The 22,119-nt window shown below is 38.9% G+C and carries 18 protein-coding genes; 13 read left to right on the top strand and 5 right to left on the bottom strand.

From position 1 onward, the window contains the following. Positions 1–44: 44 nt before the first annotated feature. Complete coding sequence (locus FAZ19_RS14415; protein WP_136821451.1) at positions 45–587, bottom strand: hypothetical protein; 543 nt, start codon at positions 585–587, stop codon at positions 45–47. A 326-nt stretch (positions 588–913) separates the two neighbouring features. Here FAZ19_RS14415 and FAZ19_RS14410 point away from each other — a divergent pair, with 326 nt between their 5' ends. Both FAZ19_RS14410 and FAZ19_RS14405 read left to right on the top strand, forming a co-directional pair. Then, the gene (locus FAZ19_RS14410) at positions 914–2,059 is read left to right on the top strand and encodes an LVIVD repeat-containing protein (protein WP_211245511.1); all 1,146 of its coding nucleotides are present in this window, start codon (positions 914–916) and stop codon (positions 2,057–2,059) included. Further along, positions 2,059–2,655 carry a hypothetical protein gene (locus tag FAZ19_RS14405; protein ID WP_136821449.1) on the top strand — a complete coding sequence of 199 codons (597 nt, stop codon included), beginning with the start codon at positions 2,059–2,061 and terminating at the stop codon, positions 2,653–2,655. Before FAZ19_RS14410 ends, FAZ19_RS14405 begins: the two co-directional genes overlap by 1 nt. A gap of 3 nt (positions 2,656–2,658) precedes the next feature. Here FAZ19_RS14405 and FAZ19_RS14400 read toward each other — a convergent pair whose 3' ends face one another. Continuing rightward, a complete protein-coding gene (locus FAZ19_RS14400) occupies positions 2,659–3,447 on the bottom strand; it encodes an SAM hydrolase/SAM-dependent halogenase family protein (protein WP_136821448.1) in 789 nt (262 codons plus the stop codon). A gap of 258 nt (positions 3,448–3,705) precedes the next feature. Here FAZ19_RS14400 and FAZ19_RS14395 point away from each other — a divergent pair, with 258 nt between their 5' ends. The 11 genes from FAZ19_RS14395 (at position 3,706) to FAZ19_RS14345 (ending at position 13,188) form a co-directional block, all read left to right on the top strand. Further along, positions 3,706–4,680, top strand: coding sequence for a PhoH family protein (locus FAZ19_RS14395; protein ID WP_136821447.1), 975 nt, complete (start codon positions 3,706–3,708; stop codon positions 4,678–4,680). A gap of 34 nt (positions 4,681–4,714) precedes the next feature. Then, on the top strand, positions 4,715–5,659 hold the full coding sequence (locus tag FAZ19_RS14390) for a phosphoribosylaminoimidazolesuccinocarboxamide synthase (protein ID WP_136821446.1): 945 nt from the start codon (positions 4,715–4,717) through the stop codon (positions 5,657–5,659). Between the two features lie 223 nt (positions 5,660–5,882). Further along, entirely contained in the window at positions 5,883–6,254 is a 372-nt protein-coding gene (locus FAZ19_RS14385; protein ID WP_136821445.1) for an STAS domain-containing protein, read from the top strand. Further along, positions 6,254–7,165 (top strand): ribonuclease Z, encoded by a 912-nt coding sequence (locus tag FAZ19_RS14380; protein WP_136821444.1) that lies wholly within the window; start codon positions 6,254–6,256, stop codon positions 7,163–7,165. The genes FAZ19_RS14385 and FAZ19_RS14380 overlap by 1 nt, the downstream gene beginning before the upstream one ends. Positions 7,166–7,215: 50 nt before the next feature. Beyond that, entirely contained in the window at positions 7,216–8,274 is a 1,059-nt protein-coding gene (gene hisC / locus FAZ19_RS14375) for a histidinol-phosphate transaminase (RefSeq protein ID WP_136821443.1), read from the top strand. 2 nt (positions 8,275–8,276) lie between these two features. Further along, a complete protein-coding gene (gene hisB / locus FAZ19_RS14370; RefSeq protein ID WP_136821442.1) occupies positions 8,277–9,416 on the top strand; it encodes a bifunctional histidinol-phosphatase/imidazoleglycerol-phosphate dehydratase HisB in 1,140 nt (379 codons plus the stop codon). A gap of 75 nt (positions 9,417–9,491) precedes the next feature. Continuing rightward, positions 9,492–10,082, top strand: coding sequence for an imidazole glycerol phosphate synthase subunit HisH (hisH, locus tag FAZ19_RS14365; protein ID WP_136821441.1), 591 nt, complete (start codon positions 9,492–9,494; stop codon positions 10,080–10,082). A 21-nt stretch (positions 10,083–10,103) separates the two neighbouring features. After that, positions 10,104–10,856: a 1-(5-phosphoribosyl)-5-[(5-phosphoribosylamino)methylideneamino]imidazole-4-carboxamide isomerase gene (locus FAZ19_RS14360; RefSeq protein ID WP_136821440.1), complete on the top strand. Its 753-nt coding sequence runs from the start codon at positions 10,104–10,106 to the stop codon at positions 10,854–10,856. Position 10,857: 1 nt separating this feature from the next. Then, positions 10,858–11,610, top strand: a complete 753-nt coding sequence (hisF, locus tag FAZ19_RS14355; RefSeq protein WP_136821439.1) for an imidazole glycerol phosphate synthase subunit HisF — start codon at positions 10,858–10,860, stop codon at positions 11,608–11,610. Between the two features lie 31 nt (positions 11,611–11,641). Continuing rightward, positions 11,642–12,226, top strand: coding sequence for a bifunctional phosphoribosyl-AMP cyclohydrolase/phosphoribosyl-ATP diphosphatase HisIE (gene hisIE, locus FAZ19_RS14350; protein WP_136821438.1), 585 nt, complete (start codon positions 11,642–11,644; stop codon positions 12,224–12,226). Positions 12,227–12,291: 65 nt separating this feature from the next. Next, positions 12,292–13,188 (top strand): WD40 repeat domain-containing protein, encoded by an 897-nt coding sequence (locus FAZ19_RS14345; protein WP_136821437.1) that lies wholly within the window; start codon positions 12,292–12,294, stop codon positions 13,186–13,188. Between the two features lie 624 nt (positions 13,189–13,812). Here FAZ19_RS14345 and FAZ19_RS14340 read toward each other — a convergent pair. The 3 genes from FAZ19_RS14340 to ruvA all read right to left on the bottom strand — a co-directional run bounded on the left by FAZ19_RS14340 (position 13,813) and on the right by ruvA (position 22,116). Further along, positions 13,813–14,280 (bottom strand): GAF domain-containing protein, encoded by a 468-nt coding sequence (locus FAZ19_RS14340; RefSeq protein ID WP_136821436.1) that lies wholly within the window; start codon positions 14,278–14,280, stop codon positions 13,813–13,815. Between the two features lie 69 nt (positions 14,281–14,349). Further along, positions 14,350–21,384 carry a T9SS outer membrane translocon Sov/SprA gene (gene sov, locus FAZ19_RS14335; protein ID WP_229707593.1) on the bottom strand — a complete coding sequence of 2,345 codons (7,035 nt, stop codon included), beginning with the start codon at positions 21,382–21,384 and terminating at the stop codon, positions 14,350–14,352. 147 nt (positions 21,385–21,531) lie between these two features. Beyond that, complete coding sequence (ruvA, locus tag FAZ19_RS14330) at positions 21,532–22,116, bottom strand: Holliday junction branch migration protein RuvA (RefSeq protein ID WP_136821435.1); 585 nt, start codon at positions 22,114–22,116, stop codon at positions 21,532–21,534. Positions 22,117–22,119: the final 3 nt, after the last annotated feature.

Genomic DNA, 22,119 nt, shown 5'->3' with positions numbered 1-22,119 from the left:
TTTATTTCGAGGGTCAAAGATAGATATATAATGTTTGGTGGTTATCAAACTTTCGTCACTTTTTGGGATTTTAACGCGCGATTTTGTTTGAAAATAATAAATCCTAATGCTGCAATAACGAAAAGGCTAATGTAGATCATGCTGTTTCCGCTGTGTTCTTCGCTTTCATGTATTTTAATTTGTTCTTTAAACCTGTCATTTTCTCGTTGAAGCTTGGAAATAGTCTTCATGTAAGCGGTTACCTGTGTATCAAATTCTGTAGCTAGCTGTTGAAATTTCTCGCGTTCACCATCTTTGAGATCGAGTAATTTACGCGTTTCGATAAAAATTTTGTTGTCATTAACAACAATCGTTTTCAGAATATCGATGGACTTCTGCATATCTCCTTTCGTTTTGAAGATTCCAAATACACCTGTTTTCTGATCTAACGAAATATCATACTCTTCAAATTTTCGGGTACGCTCGTCTAGTAGTGTGTTTACCCGCGTACGTTGTTGTTCAAAGGCAGCTGAGTCAACTTGTAAGTGTTGAGAAAATAGCGGATTACTTACGTACATTAATAAAATAAAGTAAAGTTTTTTTTTCATCGATATAAGTTGTTCATTTTTACTGATAATCCATTTAAGTGCTTAATCTAAAAAAAGTCATTTTGGAAAACACATTTGTATTTTAGATCAACACTACATGCTCAACGAGCTTCGAGTGTCTTTTAGATGATTAGTCATAAATTACCAAGAATACTGTAGCAAAATTGATTTTCATTTCGTTATCTCGTTAATTAACTAATCAAAATTACTGTTTTATGAAGCTGTTTTTTCAATTTTGTAGATTTTTTGTCTTACTGCCTCTTCTCCTTTTAGTTTATGGATGTGATCAGAAAGAAATTTTATACGAATATAAAGCCAAAGTGCCTGTGTTCGAGAAAATGTCTTCCATTCGAGAGATGGATGTATCTGTCGTTTCTCCTAAACCATTGACCACGTCTGGTAAAATTTACCTCTATAAGGACTATCTATTTATTAACGAACCAAACGAAGGTATTCATATACTGGATAATAAAAACCCTTCAAATCCAATTTCGATATCATTTCTTGAAATTCCGGGTAATGTAGATTTAGCCGTAAACAATGGGATATTATATGCGGATAGTTATGTAGACCTATTGACTTTTGACTTGAATAATCCCACACAACCAAATTTGTTGGAACGCTTGGAGGATGTATTCGAATCTCAATATGTATATCATTATCTTTCGGGGGGAAATGAAAAGGTGGTCGTTGTTGATTATAAAGACACTATTATTAATAGTACAAGTTCGAATGTATATTTCCCCTTTTCTACCTCTGATAAAATATATTACGCAAATTCTAGTGAATCCACCGGTAATCAAAATTATGGTGTAGGGGGATCGATGGCGAGATTTACATTAGCAAATGAGCACCTTTATACAGTAAATAACACCTCGCTCCATTTGTTTGACGTCGGAAATCCCCGTAAGCCTGTTTTTGTTAAAGACATCCCATTGGGATGGGGTATAGAGACGATATTCCCTTATAAAGGCAATCTTTTTATTGGATCCACAACAGGAATGCATATCTATGATATTTCACAGCCTGCTGAACCCAATAAATTATCCGTTTATACCCATTTCACCGCCTGCGATCCTGTAGTCGTAAATGATGACTATGCATTTGTTACCTTAAGAAGTGGAAATATATGCGGACTGGCAAATGATGTTTTAGAAGTTATCGATATTAGGGATCTCACTGCACCAAAATTGCTAAAAACCTTTAGTATGCAAAATCCGCATGGCTTAGGGTTGTCGGAGGATGTTTTATATATCTGCGAGGGTGATTTTGGATTCAAAAGTTTTAATGTTTCTGATATTTCTACAATTGATAGGAATTTATTGGAACATTTAAAGGACATGAAAAGTACGGATGTGATTCCCGGGCCTAAATCACTGATAGTTGTGGGTAAAGGTGGTGTTTGTCAATATGATTATAGCAATAAAGGGAAAATTAACCTGTTAAGTTGTATCTCAAAAACGGTCATGTGATGCGGTATAACTTTATGAAGTTTTTCTTGTTGTGTTGCGGTCTCATTTTTTCTAAGTTTTCTTACGGTCAACGTCTACCATATACTAGCCAGTATCAAGTTGGCATATTGTCCTATGGGCCTTTTTTTGAGGATGCAGGATTCACCATTGAGTCTTTTCATGGTGTAGAATTCAATAATCGACTTGCTTTGGGTTCCACGGTGGGCTTGGATAATTATCGGATCGAAGGGGAGGCGCGATATTGGATTTTGCCGATATCAGCCAAGCTGGTTACAGATTTATCCTTAAATCCGAAAACAAAACTATCTCTAGGTATTGACGGAGGCTATGGTTTTGCTGGTTTGAATAAAGAAAAGATTGAAAATCAAAGTAAGGTGTCTTATGAGGGGGGCTTTATGCTTCAGCCCTTTGCAGGATTGAAATTTAAGGCGAATAAGAAGAATTTCTGGTCGGTTTCTATAGGGTATAAAAGGCAGAATTTTACAGTAATTGAAGAAATACAACGGACGGGGGATATAGATGACGAATATAGAGATAAATATACCATTGCGTATACGCTGCAAAGGCTTGTGATCAGAACAGGTTGGGGATTTTGAAGGTTAATTATCCAGAAATTTTATCATAATGGTCTCGTCTTGGTGTAAACCGAGCAGATTACTCGCATGGCCTTTATTGATGGCGATTTCTAAATAATTACTAATACCGAAAAGGCAAAGTTTTTCACCTTCAGACACTTCATTGTAATGCCAACTCATTTTTTCGATCGTCTCATTGCGTTTAAAAAATAAGGTGAAATTCCGGCCTTTTTGAACTTGATTGAATAGGTCTTTGCTAATATTGCTTATAACATTCCCAAAAGAATCGATGTAAGAAACGTGTCCTTTGATGATATGGTTGTTTTCAATAATCGGCAGCAGAGGTCTCTTCTTGAGCGGTTCTTCGATTTTTGAGCCTAAATCGTTGATGTTCCCGCCGTCGGCGATATGGCAGGCGGCCTTAACCAAGATGTCGGCAAGTGGAAAATGAAGAAAACGAAGATCCTGCATCACTTCGATTTCAACCAGTTCTTCCGCCTTGTCATCACCCAATATGATGCTAAAAATTCCGTTATTCGCTCCTACAAAATAGTGCCCATCGTATTTCATGGCAAGATAACTGCCTCCTTCCTGAAAAACGGTGTCTATTCCGATTAAGTGAACCGTGCTTTTAGGGAAGTAATGATAGGCGTTTTGTAAAATAAATGCCGCATTTTGAATATTAAAAGAAGGGATCTCATGGCTGATATCGAACAAACGAACGTCAGGCAGCAATGATATGATGCTGCCTTTGAGTGCGGCTTGATAAAAGTCGCGATATCCCAAGTCTGTCGTTAATGTTATTACTCCCATACTAATAGCACGTTATCTTTTGAAACGTGTTCAAAATAGCTTTACGAAATCTTTATCAAGCTACAAAAGTAGCAAAACTGCCCGTTTTGCTCGCTAAAAGTGCTCAAATTAATTAATATTTTTCACAATTCTTAGCGGGTCAATTTAAGTTTGTAAATTTGAATGTTTTAATATAAGATATTGACAAAAACTCATTCGGAAATCGAAAATCTTATCTATATTTATCCACAAGGTATCACAAGTTAAATTTGAAGTAGTTTGAGCGAATTAATCATCAATCTAGATAGCGTAAATCTAGTTTCCTTATGGGGAACTCAAAATGAAAACTTTGAGTTTATAAAAAGTGCATTTCCAAAGTTGCGTTTGGTGGCGAGAGGTGACGAGCTAAAAGTGTTGGGGGAAGTGGTTGAACAGAAAGTTTTCGAGGAATCTTTTCATCGGATATTGGATCACACCATGAAGTTTAACTCTTTATCGAGTTTGGATTTGGAAGAACTGCTGCGCTCAAGAGTCGCTGTTTCTTCCTCCGTTAAGAAAGATAAAACGGAAGAGAATCCCATAGCCTTCAAAGGGGAACCTATCGTGTACGGGCCGAATGGTTTGATTGTGAGGGCCCGAACAGCGAACCAACGTAAAATGGTAGAAAGTATTGATAAAAATGACATTCTTTTTGCCATAGGCCCGGCAGGTACAGGTAAAACATATACAGCTGTTGCTCTAGCGGTTCGTGCTTTGCGCAATAAGGAAATAAAGCGTATTATTTTGACACGTCCGGCCGTGGAAGCGGGAGAGAATTTAGGTTTTCTACCCGGGGATCTGAAAGAAAAAGTAGATCCTTATTTACGACCGTTATACGATGCCTTGGATGATATGATACCAGTGGAGAAGTTAAAAGGTTATTTAGAGAATAGAACAATTGAAGTGGCGCCTCTCGCTTTTATGCGTGGACGGACATTAGACAACTGTTTTGTGATCTTGGACGAAGCGCAAAATGCTACGGATATGCAACTCAAAATGTTTTTGACGCGTATGGGACCTACTGCTAAATTTATCGTGACGGGAGATTTAACGCAGATAGACTTACCAAAAAGGACACAATCCGGATTGGCTACCGCAGTAAAGATATTGGAGAATGTGCAAGGGATAGATGTCGTGCATCTTACCGGTTCAGATGTAGTCCGTCATAAATTGGTGAGAAGGATATTGGAAGCTTACGGCGATTTAAATAGTTAGAATAAAAAAGAGGTATCTTGTGTGCCAATGATATATGAACGCGATAAAAGAAACAAATTTTAATTTTGATAAACAGACTTCTTTTTACAGAGGTAAGGTTAGGGATGTGTATACGATCGACAGTCAATATTTAGTAATGGTTGCCTCAGATCGTATTTCGGCTTTCGACGTCGTATTACCTCGCCCTATACCCTACAAAGGTCAAGTTTTAAATCAGATTGCAGCTAAGTTTTTGAAAGCTACTGCTGATATCCTGCCCAACTGGGTCGTATCGGTGCCCGACCCCAGTGTTACTATAGGCCATATGTGTGAGCCTTTTAAAGTGGAAATGGTCATTCGGGGCTACTTAGCAGGACACGCCTGGCGTACGTATTCTGCGGGCGGGCGCGAATTGTGTGGCGAAGTCTTGGCCGAGGGCCTAAAAGAGAACGATAAGCTTCCAGAACCCATCATTACACCCACAACTAAAGCAGCGGTAGGTCATGATGAGGACATTTCTAAGGTGGATATTTTAGCTAAGGGAATAGTCAGTGAAGAAGATTATGCCCAATTGGAGAAATATACCAAATCGCTATTTCAGCGCGGAACAGAGATTGCGAAAGAACGCGGATTGATATTGGTTGATACAAAATATGAATTTGGAAAAAAGGATGGTAGAATCTATCTGATAGATGAAATTCATACGCCAGACTCATCTCGGTATTTTTATGCTGAAGGATATGAAGAGCGTCAAGCTTCACGCGTGTCCCAAAAACAGCTATCGAAAGAGTTTGTTCGACAGTGGTTAATTGACAATGGCTTTCAAGGCAAAGAGGGACAGGAAGTTCCGGAAATGACAGATGAGATTGTACAGTCTATTTCAGAACGTTATATCGAATTGTACGAACATATTACGGGTGAAAAATTTGTTTACCCTGAGGTGCAAGAGGTGCTCACTCGAGTGGAAAACAACGTGAAACAAGCATTAACAACACTTTAGCGTACTTCGTTGAATATGGTGTAATACTCCTGCAGAGCATTGTCTTGAATGACGAAGTGAATGGTCGTTTCGATACGCTAGTTTATTTAGTGCTCGGATACATACCAAGAAAGTAGAATGAGCTTTCCAAGAGCTCATGGACGCAGAATGATAGTGAATAATAATAAATAGTGGAAATGATGTTCTCTCGACTTCGGCGAGAGAACATTAAATAACGATACATATGAAATATACGATAGATAAGCATGACAGATATGTGGTCATTGAGCCTTTAACCAAGCAGTTAAATGGCGAAGTGGCTGCTTCTTTAAAAGGCGAGTTTATGTTGCGCAACACCAGTGGTCAACGTAACATCGTTTTGGATCTGTCCAATGTGGAAGAGTCGGATGAGGAGGGACTCCGTCTGGGACTACTTGCTCAGCGCTTGTGCAAAGCTGTAGGTGGAATATTTATCCTTACTGGTGTATGTTCGCAGATAGAAGACCTCTTAAGGATGGCTGGATTGGAGAAAAATTTTACAATTGTAAAATCTATTCGTAAAGCGGAAGATGTAATCTTTGGCAATGAAATACAACGTGAGTTAAGGGGAGAATAATGAGATTTGAAGTGTTGATTTTGGGAAATAGTTCTGCTACACCTATGTACGAACGGCATCCCTCATCGCAAGTTTTAAACTTCAATGAACAGCTGTTTTTGATCGACTGCGGTGAAGGTACGCAAATGCAACTCTTTCGGTACGGGATAAAGAGTAATAAGATTTCGCATATCTTCATTAGTCATTTACACGGAGATCATTATTTGGGGCTGGTAGGTCTATTATCCTCTATGAATTTAAGTGGAAGAAAAAATGAATTGCACCTATACGCGCCCCTAGCGCTTAAAGAAATTCTGTATATGCAATTTAAACATTCCGATACTGTATTGCGTTATGACCTGATTTTTCATTCTACCAACGCAGAAGAACCTGGAATTATTTTGCAAACTAAAATGTTGACGGTTACTACTTTCCCTTTGAAACATCGGATACCGACTACGGGCTTTCGTTTTGATGAGGGAAAGCGATCGGCTTCCTTGATCCGTGAACGAATAGAAAAGTTAAAGATACCTACCGTTGTTCTGTCCCAATTAAAAAGAGGTATAGATTACACAGATACGAATGGTAAACTATACAAAGCTTCTGAATTGACGTTGCCAGCACCTCGATCTAGAAGTTATGCCTATTGTTCCGACACGCGTGCGTTCGAAAGCTACGTCTCCGTTATACGGGATGTCGATTTGCTTTATCACGAAACCACCTTTTTACACGAAATGGTCGAGCGAGCTAAAGAAACTTTCCATAGCACTTCCCTTGAGGCCGCTGAAGTAGCATTACAGGTCGGAGCTAGCAAATTGTTAATGGGTCATTATTCGGCGAGATACCGCGATTTGACTCCATTATTAACCGAAGCAAAATCAAAATTTTCGGATGCACAACTTTCTGAAGAAGGTAAGTGGTATTTAGTTTAGTGATTTTTGTAGATTTTTCCCCATATTTACACCTCGAAAAATAGTAGACAATGAATACGTCTTTCAACTTAAATACGTTATTAAGGGACAATATCAAAAAGTTAGTTCCCTATTCGTCGGCACGCGATGAATTTAAAGGAGAGGCATCCGTATTATTGGATGCTAATGAAAATGCTTTTGGTTCTCCATTGGCACATCATTATAACCGATATCCAGATCCTCTACAACATCAGGTGAAGCATAAATTGTCTGCTATAAAAGGTGTTCCTGTCGAAAATATATTTTTGGGCAATGGTAGTGACGAAGCTATTGATATCTTGTTCCGTGCGTTTTGTCGTCCACAGGTGGATAATGTTATTCTCGTGCCACCCACATATGGTATGTATGAAGTATCTGCTAATATAAATGACGTACCTGTTCGTAAGGTAAATCTAACGAAAGACTTCGAATTGGATATGGAAAATATTGCAGAAGCCATAGATACCAATACAAAAATGATTTTTATCTGTTCGCCCAATAACCCCACAGGAAATAGTATCAATAGAAAAGATATAGAAACTATTCTTACCTATTTTCCGGGAATTGTGGTTATTGACGAGGCATATATAAATTATTCGAAACACAAATCATTTACGCAAGAACTAGCCGAATATCCAAACTTGGTTATACTTCAAACACTTTCGAAAGCTTGGGGGTTAGCAGCTCTGCGCTTAGGTATGGCATTCGCCAGTAAAGAAATAATTGCGATATTCAATAAAATAAAACCTCCTTATAATATTAATCAAGCTACACAGGAGTTAGTTCTCGAAGCGTTGAACGGTGTTGATGTGGTAAACGAATGGATTAAAGAAGTTGTGGTGCAGCGAGATAAACTAACCGAACAGTTAGAAAAATTTGAGCAAATATATCATATCACCCCTTCGGATGCTAATTTCATACTGGTGAAATTACAAGAGCCGAGAGCATTATATACTTTTTTAGTGAGCAAAGGTATCATTGTTCGTGATCGTTCAAAGGTAGAGCTATGTGAAGGATGTCTCCGTATCACAGTGGGTACACCCGATGAAAACAGAAATTTAATATCCGCATTACAGCAATTTTATAAGTAGTCATGTCAGACAGCGTAAAAAGAGTTTTATTTATAGATAGAGACGGCACGTTAATCGTCGAGCCGGAGGATGAACAAATTGATTCCTTTGCCAAGCTTAAGTTCTATCCTGGTGCCTTGCAATATTTACCTAGAATTGCGAAAGAGCTTGATTTTGAATTAATCTTGGTTTCGAATCAAGATGGATTGGGTACAGATTCACATCCCGAGGCAAACTTTTGGCCAGTACATCATTTTATCATTGACACGTTTAGAGGAGAAGGTGTAGAATTTGCACAAGAGCACATTGATAGAACTTTTCCACATGAAAATGCACCAACGCGCAAGCCGGGAATAGCGATGTTAGGTAGTTACTTCGATATAGAGAAATACAATTTAATCGAGTCGTTTGTAATCGGAGATCGAGTGAATGATGTTAAATTGGCTCAAAATTTAGGTGCTAAGGTAATTTGGTTACGTACCAACGATACGCTTGGAAAAGCGGAAAATCTTGAAATTTCGGATGAAGTCGTTGCGTTAGAAACTGCGGAATGGAAATCTATATATGAATTCCTAAAGTTGGGAACGCGTACTGGAGAGCATCACCGCAAGACAAACGAAACTGATATTTATATCAAGGTAAATTTAGACGGTTCCGGAAAGTCAGAAATAGATACAGGCTTACCTTTCTTCGATCATATGTTGGACCAAATTGCCCGTCACGGTGCTATAGATTTGACGGTTAAAGCCAAAGGAGATCTACACATAGATGAGCATCACACTATTGAAGATACGGGTATTGCACTTGGCGAAATTTTTTTGAAAGTTCTGGGCGATAAACGTGGTATTGAACGGTATTCCTATACGTTGCCAATGGATGATTGTCTAGCACAAGTTGCGCTCGACTTTGGAGGACGTAATTGGATTGTCTGGGAGGCAGAATTTAAAAGAGAAAAAATAGGAGATATGCCAACGGAGATGTTCTTCCATTTCTTTAAATCGTTTTCTGATGCATCCAAGTCAAATTTAAATATCAAAGCCGAGGGGGAGAATGAACATCATAAAATTGAAGCGATTTTCAAAGCTTTTGCTAAATCCATAAAAAAGGCCGTGCGTCGTGATGCAGATAATATGCAGTTGCCGAGCACAAAAGGAGTGTTATAGTATTTAGATGTGAAATCTTAGGCGTAAGACATGGTGTCTCAAATCTAATATCTCACATCTTAAATCGAATGAAAAATGATAGGAATAGTAAATTACGGCGCGGGTAATATATTTTCACTCACTGCCGCGTTGCAGCGAATTGGAGTGGAGTATGGCATGATTAATCAGGTAACTGATTTTGATCAATATGATCGTATCATCATTCCTGGTGTAGGTCATGCCGGTGCTGCGATGAAAAAACTTCGCGAGACGGGACTAGTGGAAGATATTCTGAAATTAGAGAAGCCTGTTTTGGGAATATGTGTAGGTATGCAGCTTTTGACGGCGTGTTCCGAAGAAGGAAATGTCGAATTGCTGGATATATTTCCGTTAAAGACGTTACATTTTGACGAACGAATTCAGCTAAAAGTGCCTCATATGGGATGGAATAGCGTACGTGCTGAAAATGACTGCCCTTTGTTCCAAGATGTCCCCGATAATACGTATTTTTACTTCGTACACTCTTATTTTATTGAATACAGCAAACAGTATACGGGTGCTGTCTGTGAATACGGTTTGCGTTATTCTGCTGCGATTCAAAAAAATAACTTTTACGGCGTGCAGTTTCATCCGGAGAAATCCGGTAAATGCGGGGAGACGCTTTTGTTAAATTTTTCGAAAATATAATTTATTAAAATATAAACAACTATGTATATCATTCCTGCGATTGATGTTTTAGACAAGAAAGTAGTTCGATTAAGAGAGGGATCTTATGAAGATGTTACTACTTACGAAATTTCATTAGAAGAGCAAATCAGAAAATACCATGCAAATGGTACTGAGCTTGTTCATATCATCGATCTTAACGGAGCAAAAGGCGATTTTTCAAATCAAGAATATCTATTTGATATTGCACAGCGCACCGATATGAAAGTACAATATGGAGGCGGTGTCCGCAGTATTGACAAAGTAAAGGAACTTGTTGATGCAGGGGTGTACCGTGTTATAGTAGGTACACAAGCGATTACAAATCCAGATTTCTTAGAAGAATTAAGTACGTTAAACGAAGGACGTGTAAAGTATGCCGATCATATCGTAATTGCGATTGATGTATTGGACGAAGTTATTAAATATTCAGGATGGTTAGAAAGCTCACCTATTAAATTGATAGAATATATTGATAAATGTCTAGCTTTAGGCTTCTTCCGTTTTCTGTGTACGGATATAAGCAAAGATGGAAAGTTGGGTGGTGCGGGAGTAGACTTGTACCAAAAACTGTTGGACCATTCTCCTATCATCAAACTGATTGGCTCAGGTGGTATCAGCTCAATGCAAGATATTGAAGCGTTGAAAGATTTAGGACGAATGGAATCATGTGTCGTAGGTAAAGCAATATATGAAAATAAGATTAGTATCGAAGAAATTAAAGATTGGAATCTTAAATCATTAATTAATTTCTAAGATGTTAGCAAAACGCATCATACCCTGTCTAGATGTTAAGGATGGACGTACCGTGAAAGGAGTTAACTTTGTTGACCTACGAGATGCGGGAGATCCTGTAGAGTTGGCTTGGCAATATTCTGAACAGGGGGCCGATGAGCTTGTTTTCTTGGACATTACAGCTACACACGAAAGGCGTAAAACGACGATCGATCTTGTAAAAGCTGTGGCTCGTCAGATAAATATTCCTTTTACAATTGGTGGGGGAATCAACGAAATGGCTGATGCAGAAGTACTGCTAAATGCTGGTGCGGATAAAATATCTATCAATTCTGCAGCAGTTCGTAACCCCGAGTTGATTAACCAGTTGGCAGATGCTTTCGGAACGCAGTTTGTCGTCGTGGCAGTAGATACCCGATTAATCGAAGGAATGAATTATGTGCATCTGCGTGGTGGACGTGACAAGACGGATATCGAGACGGAGCATTGGATAAAAGAAGCGGAAAATAGAGGGGCAGGCGAAATTCTATTGACTTCAATGGATCACGATGGAACGAAGAATGGATTTGATATTTCACTGCTAAAAAAGATAAATGATCAGATTCGTATCCCATTAATTGCCTCCGGTGGTGCCGGCAATCAGCAACATTTTGCCGATGTATTTCAACATTCGAATGTGGATGCTGCGTTAGCTGCATCCGTATTCCATTATGGTGAAATACGGATTCCGGAGTTGAAAGAAACGCTAAAAAATCAAGGAATTGCTGTCCGATGATGTTGGATCAGATCAAAGATAAAAAAGAGTAATGGTAGATTTTGAAAAAGGAAACGGATTAATTCCCGTAATCGTTCAGGACTTTCAAACCCTGGAAGTGCTAATGTTGGGCTATATGAATGACGAAGCCTGGCAGAAAACGCAAGAGGAGAAAAAAGTTACTTTCTACTCAAGAAGTAAAGAAAGGTTGTGGACGAAAGGCGAGGAGAGTGGTAATTTTTTACATGTGAAAAGTTATCATGTCGATTGTGACAAGGACACGATTCTTATTAAGGCGCAGCCTCAGGGACCGACCTGTCATACGGGGACTCGCAGTTGTTTTAATACAGAATTTAATCAAAATTTTATTGCTGAATTAGAAAGTATAATACTCCAACGTTATGAATTTCCTTCCGATGAATCATATGTAAACAGGCTACGAGGGAGAGGTATTAATAAAATAGCACAGAAGGTAGGAGAAGAAGCAGTAGAGACCGTGATAGCAGCTTTGACAGAATCTGATCTAGATTTTATCAATGAAACTTCAGATTTGATTTTTCACCTTCTGGTATTATTACGTGAGAAAGGTATAAGTTTGGAAACTATAGCGAAGAACTTGGAGAATAGACATCAGTAACTTATTCGTTTATTCGCGGATCTACCTATTCGTACATTTGCCTACTGCGTCATGAAGGTTTTATTATGAGTAAACTAATTTTAAAAAAGACATTACCTGGACATCAGAATCCAATTTTTGCGTTGGAAGGGATACCAGAGAGGTCCCTTCTTTTTTCAGGCGGAAATGATAAGGGCGTTGTAGAGTGGGACCTGAATGAGATGAAGTTTGGACGAATTTTATGTACTGTACCTGCTTCTGTTTATACCTTATATCATATTCCTGATACAAATTATCTTGCTATAGGCATGCGTAATGGAGAAATCTATATTGTTGATTTTACGAAACAGGAATTGCTAACAAAGTTGAAAGTCGAAGCAGGAGCCGTGTTTTGTGTTAAATCGCTTAGGGGTAAACAAGAGCTTATCGCCACAGGTGAGGAAGGGAAGGTCTATGTTTGGAATTTGAAGGATTTTGCATTACTTTATTGTTTTTCGATTTCAAAAGTTACAGTTCGGACATTTTCTATTTCCGAAGATGAAAGTAGAATAGCTTTTGGAGACAAAAATGGTGTTATATATATAGCCGATTCTTTGGATTATAATTGCATAGAAAAAAAACAGGTTCATGACGGTGGTATTACAAGTCTTACTTATTTCCGTCAAGATCTCTATTCTGGTGGCAGAGACGCTAAACTCTTTCAACTAAATACTCACTTGGAAACTATAAATCATATCATACCGCATATGTTTACTGTGTATGGGATTGCAACCTTGCCCCCATCTTCAAGACTTGTTACGGTAAGCCGGGACAAGACCATTAAAGTTTGGAACACAGAATTAAATTTGCTTCGTAATGTGTCAAAGGATAGGGGTTATGATTCACATATGCTTTCTATTAATTCGGTTTACTTCGATAAAATCGCACAGAATTTGGTTACTGCAGGAGACGATAAGCTGATTAAAATTTGGACTGTTAGTTAGTGTATATTAAATATTTACGATTAAGCAAATTGCCTTTGGTGCGGTTTATTTTTTTAGTAAGGGTGGTTGATATCAACACGAACCTTTTTTTAAACCCTTTTTTATCCCTCGCTTTACCTTTCCGTCGTTGCCACGACAGGGCCGTCATTTTTTCATTAATATTTAGTTTTCAAAGGCATTCAAGAGCCTCTTCGAGGTTTTTTTGCTTGACCAAAAAAACGAAGCAAAAAAAGTCAAGACTTGGTCAATGCTACGCTAAAAGCTTTTGGATTTACTAAACAGCTCCAAGCCACTTCGCTTTGTGGATCTGTTTTAAACGCAAATCCAAAAGCTTACTTAACGCTACATCGACCTAGGTCGTCTTTTTAATTCAGCTGAGAAGTATAAAATAATATCGAGAAAAAGCACCAGCCTTACAAATTGGATAAATATCGCCTTAGCCATTTGCCAACTGCAGGAGGACGCATTAGCCATTCTGGCAAATGGGTACAGCGATGATTTTTTCCTTCTTTTTATAAAAAAAGAAGTCGCCCCTGCTCCGGCGACAGAGGCGCATAAAAATTGATTAAGAAAATCCTTCGTTTTTACTAACAGTTTTTTTTAAGATTAATCCTATATCTCTAACTATATCAATGACAGAATCTGTGTTAATTTCACTTCATCAATGTGATCAAAATCATCCAATTTACTGCTATCCACATCTAAAACACCTATTATCTGCTTGTTTTTGTAAAGAGGAATTACTATTTCGGATTTGGATAACGAATTGCAAGCGATGTGTCCGGGGAATTCGTCTACATTAGGTACAATCAAACTTTTCTCTTGAGCCCATGCTGTTCCGCAAACACCCTTGTTATAGCGGATCCGCGTACAGGCTACTGGGCCTTGAAAAGGCCCCAGCACGAGCTGCTCATCTTTAACCAGATAAAATCCTATCCAAAAAAAATCAAATTGTTCTTTTAGCGCCGCAGCGACGTTTGCCAGATTTGCAATGAGGTCATGTTCCCCATCCAAGAGAGCCTTTATTTGAGGAAATAAGGCGTCGTATTGATCCGCTTTACTTCCACTTACGATATTAAGATCTTCAGCCATATCCAATTCGTTCTAAATTTCTTGGGCAAAAGTAGTAAGAAAATTAGAACGAATAGCGTTAATTGTAAATTATTGAAATATTACCCGAAGATTTACGCCGAAGTACGTATAAGAAGTAGCATAGTTCTGGGATGTGTAGGGTTTTACAGAGTTTGAATTATAGAACAATCTGATGTTGTAAAACTGATTGACTGTATATTCCAAAGTAGGGTTTATACTAACGCTTTTGTTTCCACCTGATACTTCGGCTTCATTAATATCCGATCTGTAAACGACAGTTTTCCGATCGTTCAAAGCAAAATCCAGTTTAAAGTTAAAATCGTTTTTCCATTTTCGATCGGCAAATAAACCAAATGGAAGCTGTACATTGTTCTTTCGGTAGCCCATTCCAAATACAATAGATTCTTCGCTCATCATCGCCATTTGGCTGTTCTGTAAGCTAAAGTTCATGTCTCTGGACTTTCTGTATTCTGCATTTGCAGACATATTGTTTTTGAGACGGACGTCCACGCCTATTAATGGAATGAACCGATCAATTATGGATACCTGTCCATATAAATTTTTTGGTAGAAAATTGCCATTGATATCTCTTTCCGACGGGGCACCGTCGTTTTCGACGTAGCGAATAACCGAATTATATCCCGCGATGACATATTGCGACTGGTATGCATGCGATAGATTTATTGAGGTAAAAAGATCTTGAAGTGCGACGATATTCGATAATCCGTTATAGGAAATGCGCCAGTTCGGAAGTGGAAAGCGCGGTTTCCGATCGATACTACTCTCCTCAGGATTCTTTCCTAAGTAGGTAGATAGGAATGAGTTGACCACAACATCTTGTTGTGCTTCACCATATCCGTCGGCATAAAATGCGGGATCTCCCTTCACAGAATTTATATTCTGTTCGGACAATCTGTTTGAAACGATCAGGCGCTGTTCCTCAAATTTTCTAAATAACTCATTATGACTAATGAATGAGGTATGTATCGCGATCTGAGAGATGCTATAATTACCGGTCCGGTATGGAGTCGTGGGTTCTAATGTTCCACTTTGTGGGTTGTATTCTAAAGCTGTAGTAGAGGAGAAATTATAGTTATCGACCCGTGTTGCGGTAAGATCTATCCGCAGTCCTTTAAGGGGTTCTAAATTAGCAATAGCGGAAATATTTTCAGCGAACGTCTTCGTATATAAATTGGTCTGCAGTGTATCGGAAGATATCCATCCGTTGGCGACAGCCCTCGACAGTATATCGCGCTGGCTACCCAGTAGAAATCCCCAGCCTGGAGCATTTGCATCAAAATTATAGCCTAATAAATTAGTATTCGGTGTATAGCCAGGTAAGTAAGTGCCTTCTATCCGGGTGTAAGCTCCACCCAAATTTCGTATCGAGGTTAATAATTGGACAAAAAATGCGGTACTACCTTTTGCATTTCTACCCGAATTTCGTCGGATAAACCCGAATTTATTATACAGTGCTGAAAAAGCTAATGTTGGATTTACCTGAATAGTTCTGTTGTTTTGAATGCTGTTTCCTAAACTAATCTGATCACTTTGTAATGCCAGAAGTGGCTCGCTTTGCCAATTAAATTGTGTACCATACCTTGTTATCACATTGACCCATTCCAGATAGGGGATTTTATTAATTGGTAAGGTGTAGGTCAAGTTCATCATGTGGTTATAGTCTGTCGTTCTACCCATTTTCCAGAAATTAGACCACATAGTATCTTGTTTAATACCATCAATACGTCCCGCGGGTTCATCAATGATCGAGTAGTTTGTCGCATTGAAATCCAGCCGTAATGATTTTGTTAAATCCCAACTGATACCATAAATACGGTTCATGTTGAAGTTTTTGTTGTAATAAGTCGGCAGTAAATTATTAGAAGAATTATCTCTCAGCGTATTTTCATTGTAAATTCTGTTGACTTCCAGTCGAAAGTTTAACAAGGAAGGCACTAAGTTGAAACTCAAATCTTTAATGAGTGCTAAGTTTTTATTCTTTATACTCTTGAATGGCTCATAGAAATTAACATTCGGATTACTATAATTATAATCTAATGCACCTCTATAGTTCCTTTGAATAGAAGTAGCCGTATTGTAGTCCCGGTGGTTGTATTCCGCATATGCATAAGAGAGCCCAAAGTTTTCGATGCTCCAAGGTCTAATCAATGATTCATTATTTGTTTTAATCTTACGAACATTTGTAAAACTAAAGCTTTTGCGCATCGTATAATCCTGTACCAGACGTAACAATGAGTCTCTACTGTTATTTGACATCGTAGCTAAAGCGCTATTTAATTCGATATCCGGGTTCAATGGATTGTATTCTGGAGTTGATCGTTGATTTGAATAGTTAAAATAGAAGGGGATAACGATGCCATGTCTCGGGTGAAAGAATTTTCCCAACTCTGCATTGGTCGTAATATCAAAATAGGTGTCCTCAGATCGATTTCTTTCACCTACCCGTTGATAGATTGAACCAAAACCTACCGTTGATTTTGTTCCGGAGACCGATACATTAGCAAAATCAGCCAATTTCAAGTTAATACGAGCCGTAGCTGCCCATCCTCCTTTATCATCAAAGTCAGTGAGACGGAGTTCGTTAAACCAAAATTCACCAGCCAAATCTCTACCATCGTCCAGATCACTACTCGTTGATGTTCCACGAAGCGGGTTACGAACCCCCATCATATAGAATCGTACTTTAGACAGATCTGGCGTTCCAATAACGGTAATTCTATTTTCACCATCGGCATATTCAAAAGGAACATCCAACGGCCAAGGCTGACCATTGAGCGTCGCCTTTTCACGTGCCAATTTAGCATCTTTTAGCAAGTTAATTTTGATGTTCATGCGGTTTTCCATCGGCCAAATTAAATCTGCGGACGTAGTACCATATGGGGTAAGAATGAGGGGCATATCGTATTCGTAGTAATTGTATTTATCGTCCGTACCGAGACGAACGAATGCCCTGAAATCACCGTTATTTAGATTTTCACCCTCTGCATGGATAAACATTTCTAAGCGACCATAAGGTCGGAAATCGTGAGACGCCGTTTTGTATGTCGCCCTACCATATCCATCTCTCAAATTTTTAACATCTAAACTCAATGCTTGTTCATTGAGCTCCACATCAAGATTATTATTAGACCAGTCTATTTGCCGATTAATGCCCGGCGGGACCTTATATGGAATAGGTTCTCTCTTGCCATTTTCTTCAATACTTACATTCGCCACATTGAATGTTGAATTGTCGGAAGCGACCACGCCCATTGAATAGTCGGCGATAACTTTGTCGGCGACATTTTCACTGTTATATTTACGCCAGTCCCCCCGTACAAATTGTAATCTGCCAAATCGAACAACAGAAGTATCAGCAAAATTGGTCATAAACATCCGAACGAAACGAACGGATTTAAAATCCTGAATATCTCCGTGTCTACTTTCGAATTCATTAAGTGGGATACGGATTTTATACCATTTTACATCAGATTTTAGTGAATTAGCTAACGTTACTGACGTAGTTTGCTCATCTACAATATAGTTTTGACCAACCACCATATCTTGCGGACGAATGGATAATTTATATTGGTAATATTCATCCACCTCGTTCATCGTGTTGTCGCGATTTACATCTTCGCCGTCGGGTAATAAAGTACTCGCTGAGGTTTCCACGCCAAAGTCTGCCAACGATTGGTCATTCGTACGGGTATTTCCTTGTGTACCGTTGTACCGCTTGTACCGTTCTAATATGCCGACACTTTGATCAAAATGATCTCCACGGAAATAGGTGTAATCATCTGTTGAGGGGTCATCTCGTAACGAAGCAAAAGCCGTAGGATTTAATACGCCTTGTAGTTGACTAAGGAAATTGTTGTGAAAAGATCGTTCTTCCTCATTAGTCAATCCGTCTAATCCAATATCTTGTAACAATCTACTCTCGTTGCTATTTTCGAATGCCTGAACAACAGGTTGGTTTTTTATAACATTACCCCAGACGGTCTGTTCGATCTGACTTTTATCACCCGTTGGAGAAAGACCGTTTTCTAATGATTTTCGACCATCTTTTAAGATGTCTTCAGAGATGTTTCCCAGATTAATATAAATGTCACCACCGACTTTGTTGGGATTAGTAAGCGTGGGATCCATTATCCACATCTCTAAGAATTCAATATTCTGAGCTTCAAAATCAGTTTGGTCAATTTTTCTAAACATACCACCCCAACGACTTTCTGGATTACTTAAAGTACCATCGCTATTCACTCCCGAAGTGGTATAATTGTATTGGCCACGTAACATGGGGTAATAGGTCAGATCCAACGTAGATAGATATACATCCGAACCTGTCCTACTGTTCCTAAATGGAAATACTTCTTGCTCGGTTACTTTTCTGACACGATGGTCGGACAACATATTGGGTGTTAATCTTGGATTAAGATCTGAAGGTTGGTAAAATACTGGATCAATATTGTAAAATGTGAGATGTGATCTATTGTAGCCGTAGCGTAAGTCGTTATTTAGATTGGATTCCGCAAACATGCGAGGTGTCCCTGATACTTGCCAACCTAAATATCCCTTGATATCGATATACGAAACACTATTTTCAAAGTTGTCAATGTATGTGGTACCGGTATTGTTGTCCGCTGTGTTCAGACCCCGAGGATGCCCGGGTATTAGCTGTGCAAACTCTCCGTAAAAGCTGATATGAGATTCTTCCTTGGTACTTAAAAAAGGTAACTTATCAACTAAACGTGTAAGCCATCTGGAAGGTGCATTATACGTGAAGTCTGCTCCCAGCATGGTGTTTGAAATAGGTTCTTGACCAATAGTCACTTTTTCGGTAAGCGGCTTTTCGGTTAGATTCATGACGGTCGCACCGATGTGTATATTTGGATTCAATGCGTAATCAAAGCGGCCCCCCATTAATGTTTTTTGTTGTAGTCCATATAATGTCTCATCTTCCATGGAAATCGAGATCGGTTGACCCGACAGAAGAAGAGCTTGGTTCAAGATTCGAAGATTACCAATTTGATAGTCTATATTATAGTCTATTCCCTCTTCTAATACCGCACCGCCAGACATCACTCTCACAGAGTTTGGTCTAAGGTTCATCGCGCCTAATTGATACTCTGCACTTCCGCCTGTAGAACTATACCTGCCTTTTAATAGATAACGATTCTTATTGGGGTGTTTTTGCTGTGCATCCATCTGGGTCATCGTATACAGCTCCGGGAAAGTATACTTTTCTGCTAGTTGGGTCTCGCCTGACGTAAATTGGCTAGCCAAGTCTTTGCCAAAGGGCTCTAAGAGCGGGAAGATTAATTTTCCACGCACCGGTTCGATAGTGATGTTTTCTAAAAAGTCCATTAGCCCATCGGCCCCAGCCGCCTGTTGCTGATCTAAACGGTCTAGTCCGGTCAATTGTAACCAAGTTTTATCAATAGTATTTACGCCTTCATATAGCGCAGGCCTTTGTGCTCCTGTTTCATCTTCCGTACGGTAGATCTGAACATGAAAATTTGTGCTGGAAATATTGTTCGCCCCCAATGAATAAACGTTTTTCATCATCAAATCCCAAGTAGGGAGATTTGTTTTGATCGTTTCATTTTTTAGGAGCTTGGTATAAAGCATTTTTGGTTCTGAAGGCGTTACAGGAATATCGGTGCTAAATTCACCTACTTGATATTCTATACCATTAGCCAGATACTTATAGGCTACAGCCAACACCTGATCTTGATTAAGTGGGTATACCAGAGAAATATAACCAAGTCTCCTGTTGACGGTAAAATCTCTTCCTTCCACTAATTTTCGTGCGTAGGTGAGTTTAACATAGTTGTCGTTAGCTCCTGTGGAAGCAAAAAAGCTTTGTGTGAAATTACCGTTTGATTGGCGGCCGTTTTCACCAAGAAGGGACAATAAATTATTGGAAACAGAGGGAGCCGGTTCCCCAGGGATGCCAGTAGATGGAAGCGGTTGACCTCCTCGAGCAATTAGGCTATTGTACGGTGTGTATTCTCCCAGATCCATCAATGCCATGATGTCCCGAGATTCTTCGAAAGAATTTGATCGATTACTAGTCCACACCTCTATTTGGGTAATATTTACCGGCGTATTTATTATAGGAGATAACGCTAATGATCGGTTGTATGTATCTCGAAAATATTGACCTAAAAAGAAATGTTGATTAGCCTCGTAATTATCCATTTCTAAGACAAACTCACTGTCACGGCTTCCATTTGTAATCGTGAATTCTTTCTGGTGAGAGCGCTGCTGCGAAAGTAGTCCCGTAAACGTTAACTTACCAAACTGCAGCTGTGCTTTAATACCAAATAACGACTCCGAACCCTGGATTAAGGTAGAATTAAGTGGCATACTTACATTCCCGATTTCTAATCTGCGTAAGATATCATCATCTTTAGCCACATAATCAAATCGTACCTGATTTTCAAAACCAAATTGAGCCTGTGAATTAAAATTCGCATTTACCTGTACGCGTTCGCCTATGCGCCCTGTGAGGTTTAAGTTGATATTTTGATCAAAATCAAAACCCCATTGTTTTCGTTGGCGCTCATTGAACATCGGGTTCTGATTTGTGTTGTATTGGCCCATTAAGGTAATATCAGCACTTCCACGAGGGCTGATGTCGATAGTATTTCCACCAAATATCTTTTCGAAAGTAGGGCTATTGATTTCTATTACCGGAAAAAGACGTCGACGCCTCTCTTCTGCTAACTCTTTATCAGCCAATTCCTCCCAGTAATTTTTTTGTAATCTATTGAATTCATACTTGCTGTACTCGTCAATAGTTAAATAAAGTGGCGGTCTATACAGCTTGGATCCGATTTTCTCACGAATGATATACTGCTTGGTTTCTGGATCAAAAATAATTTCCCGTTCTATGCTAGAAGGTTGTCCTAAGGAAATCGGGCGATAAGATTTGGGGAGTTTGATAAAAGGATTATCCTGGAACTGGTATTTAAGTTTTGTACTATCAGATGCGTTGTCTTCAATAGATCCTGCCGATGTAATAGTCTGCGCAAAACCTACGTATAGGAGGGCGCAAACAAAAACGAGGCATTGTGCTATGAAACTATATTTTTTCAAAAGGAATGGCTAAAACTTTTTTTGCTTAAAAATTAGATTAATAATGACAAATATCATAGTTTTTATTAACAATCGCAATCAATAAGCATCTCGTTATAGATAAGAAGTGTTAAAAAATGCTAAAATTTCGATATGGTAGAATTTGGACTACAGTTTTTTTAGCGCAGATTTGATAAGAGCTTCAACGGTTAGGTCGGGTTCAGCTAGGGTAATGGTATTTAATACTTTTTCCGCTTGGGGTCTAGCAAAGCCTAACATAACCAGAGCCGTCAGCGCCTCTTCAGGCACGGAAGGTCTGTTTGATCGGAACTGTAAAAGCGTATCTGATCCCTCCTTTTTTAGCTTATCCTGAAGTTCTAAGATTACGCGTTGCGCTGTTTTAGGACCTATTCCTTTTATTTTCTGGATAATAGCTACCTGTCCGTTGATGATTGCGGATTGGATTTCTTCAGGTGTTATCGAAGAAAGTATCATACGGCCTGTATTTGGACCAATACCCGATACGGAGATCAGATGATTGAATAGTTGTCGTTCTGCTTCGGTTGCAAATCCGTAAAGGGTATGGGCGTCTTCCCGTACTTGAAAAGAGATGTATAATTTGCAATTCTCTTGCTCCTTAATAAGTGCGAAGGTGGTCAAGGAGATGTGTATATGGTATCCGATCCCACCCACATCTAATATAATGTGAGTGGGCGCTTTAAATACCAGTTTGCCATTTAAATAATCGTACATCGA

Origin of the sequence: Sphingobacterium alkalisoli, from assembly GCF_005049105.1 — a bacterium.
GTDB classification, from domain to species: domain Bacteria; phylum Bacteroidota; class Bacteroidia; order Sphingobacteriales; family Sphingobacteriaceae; genus Sphingobacterium; species Sphingobacterium alkalisoli.
The sequence above is the reverse complement of the archived record's forward strand: the minus strand, read 5'-3'. Positions and strand labels throughout refer to the sequence as shown.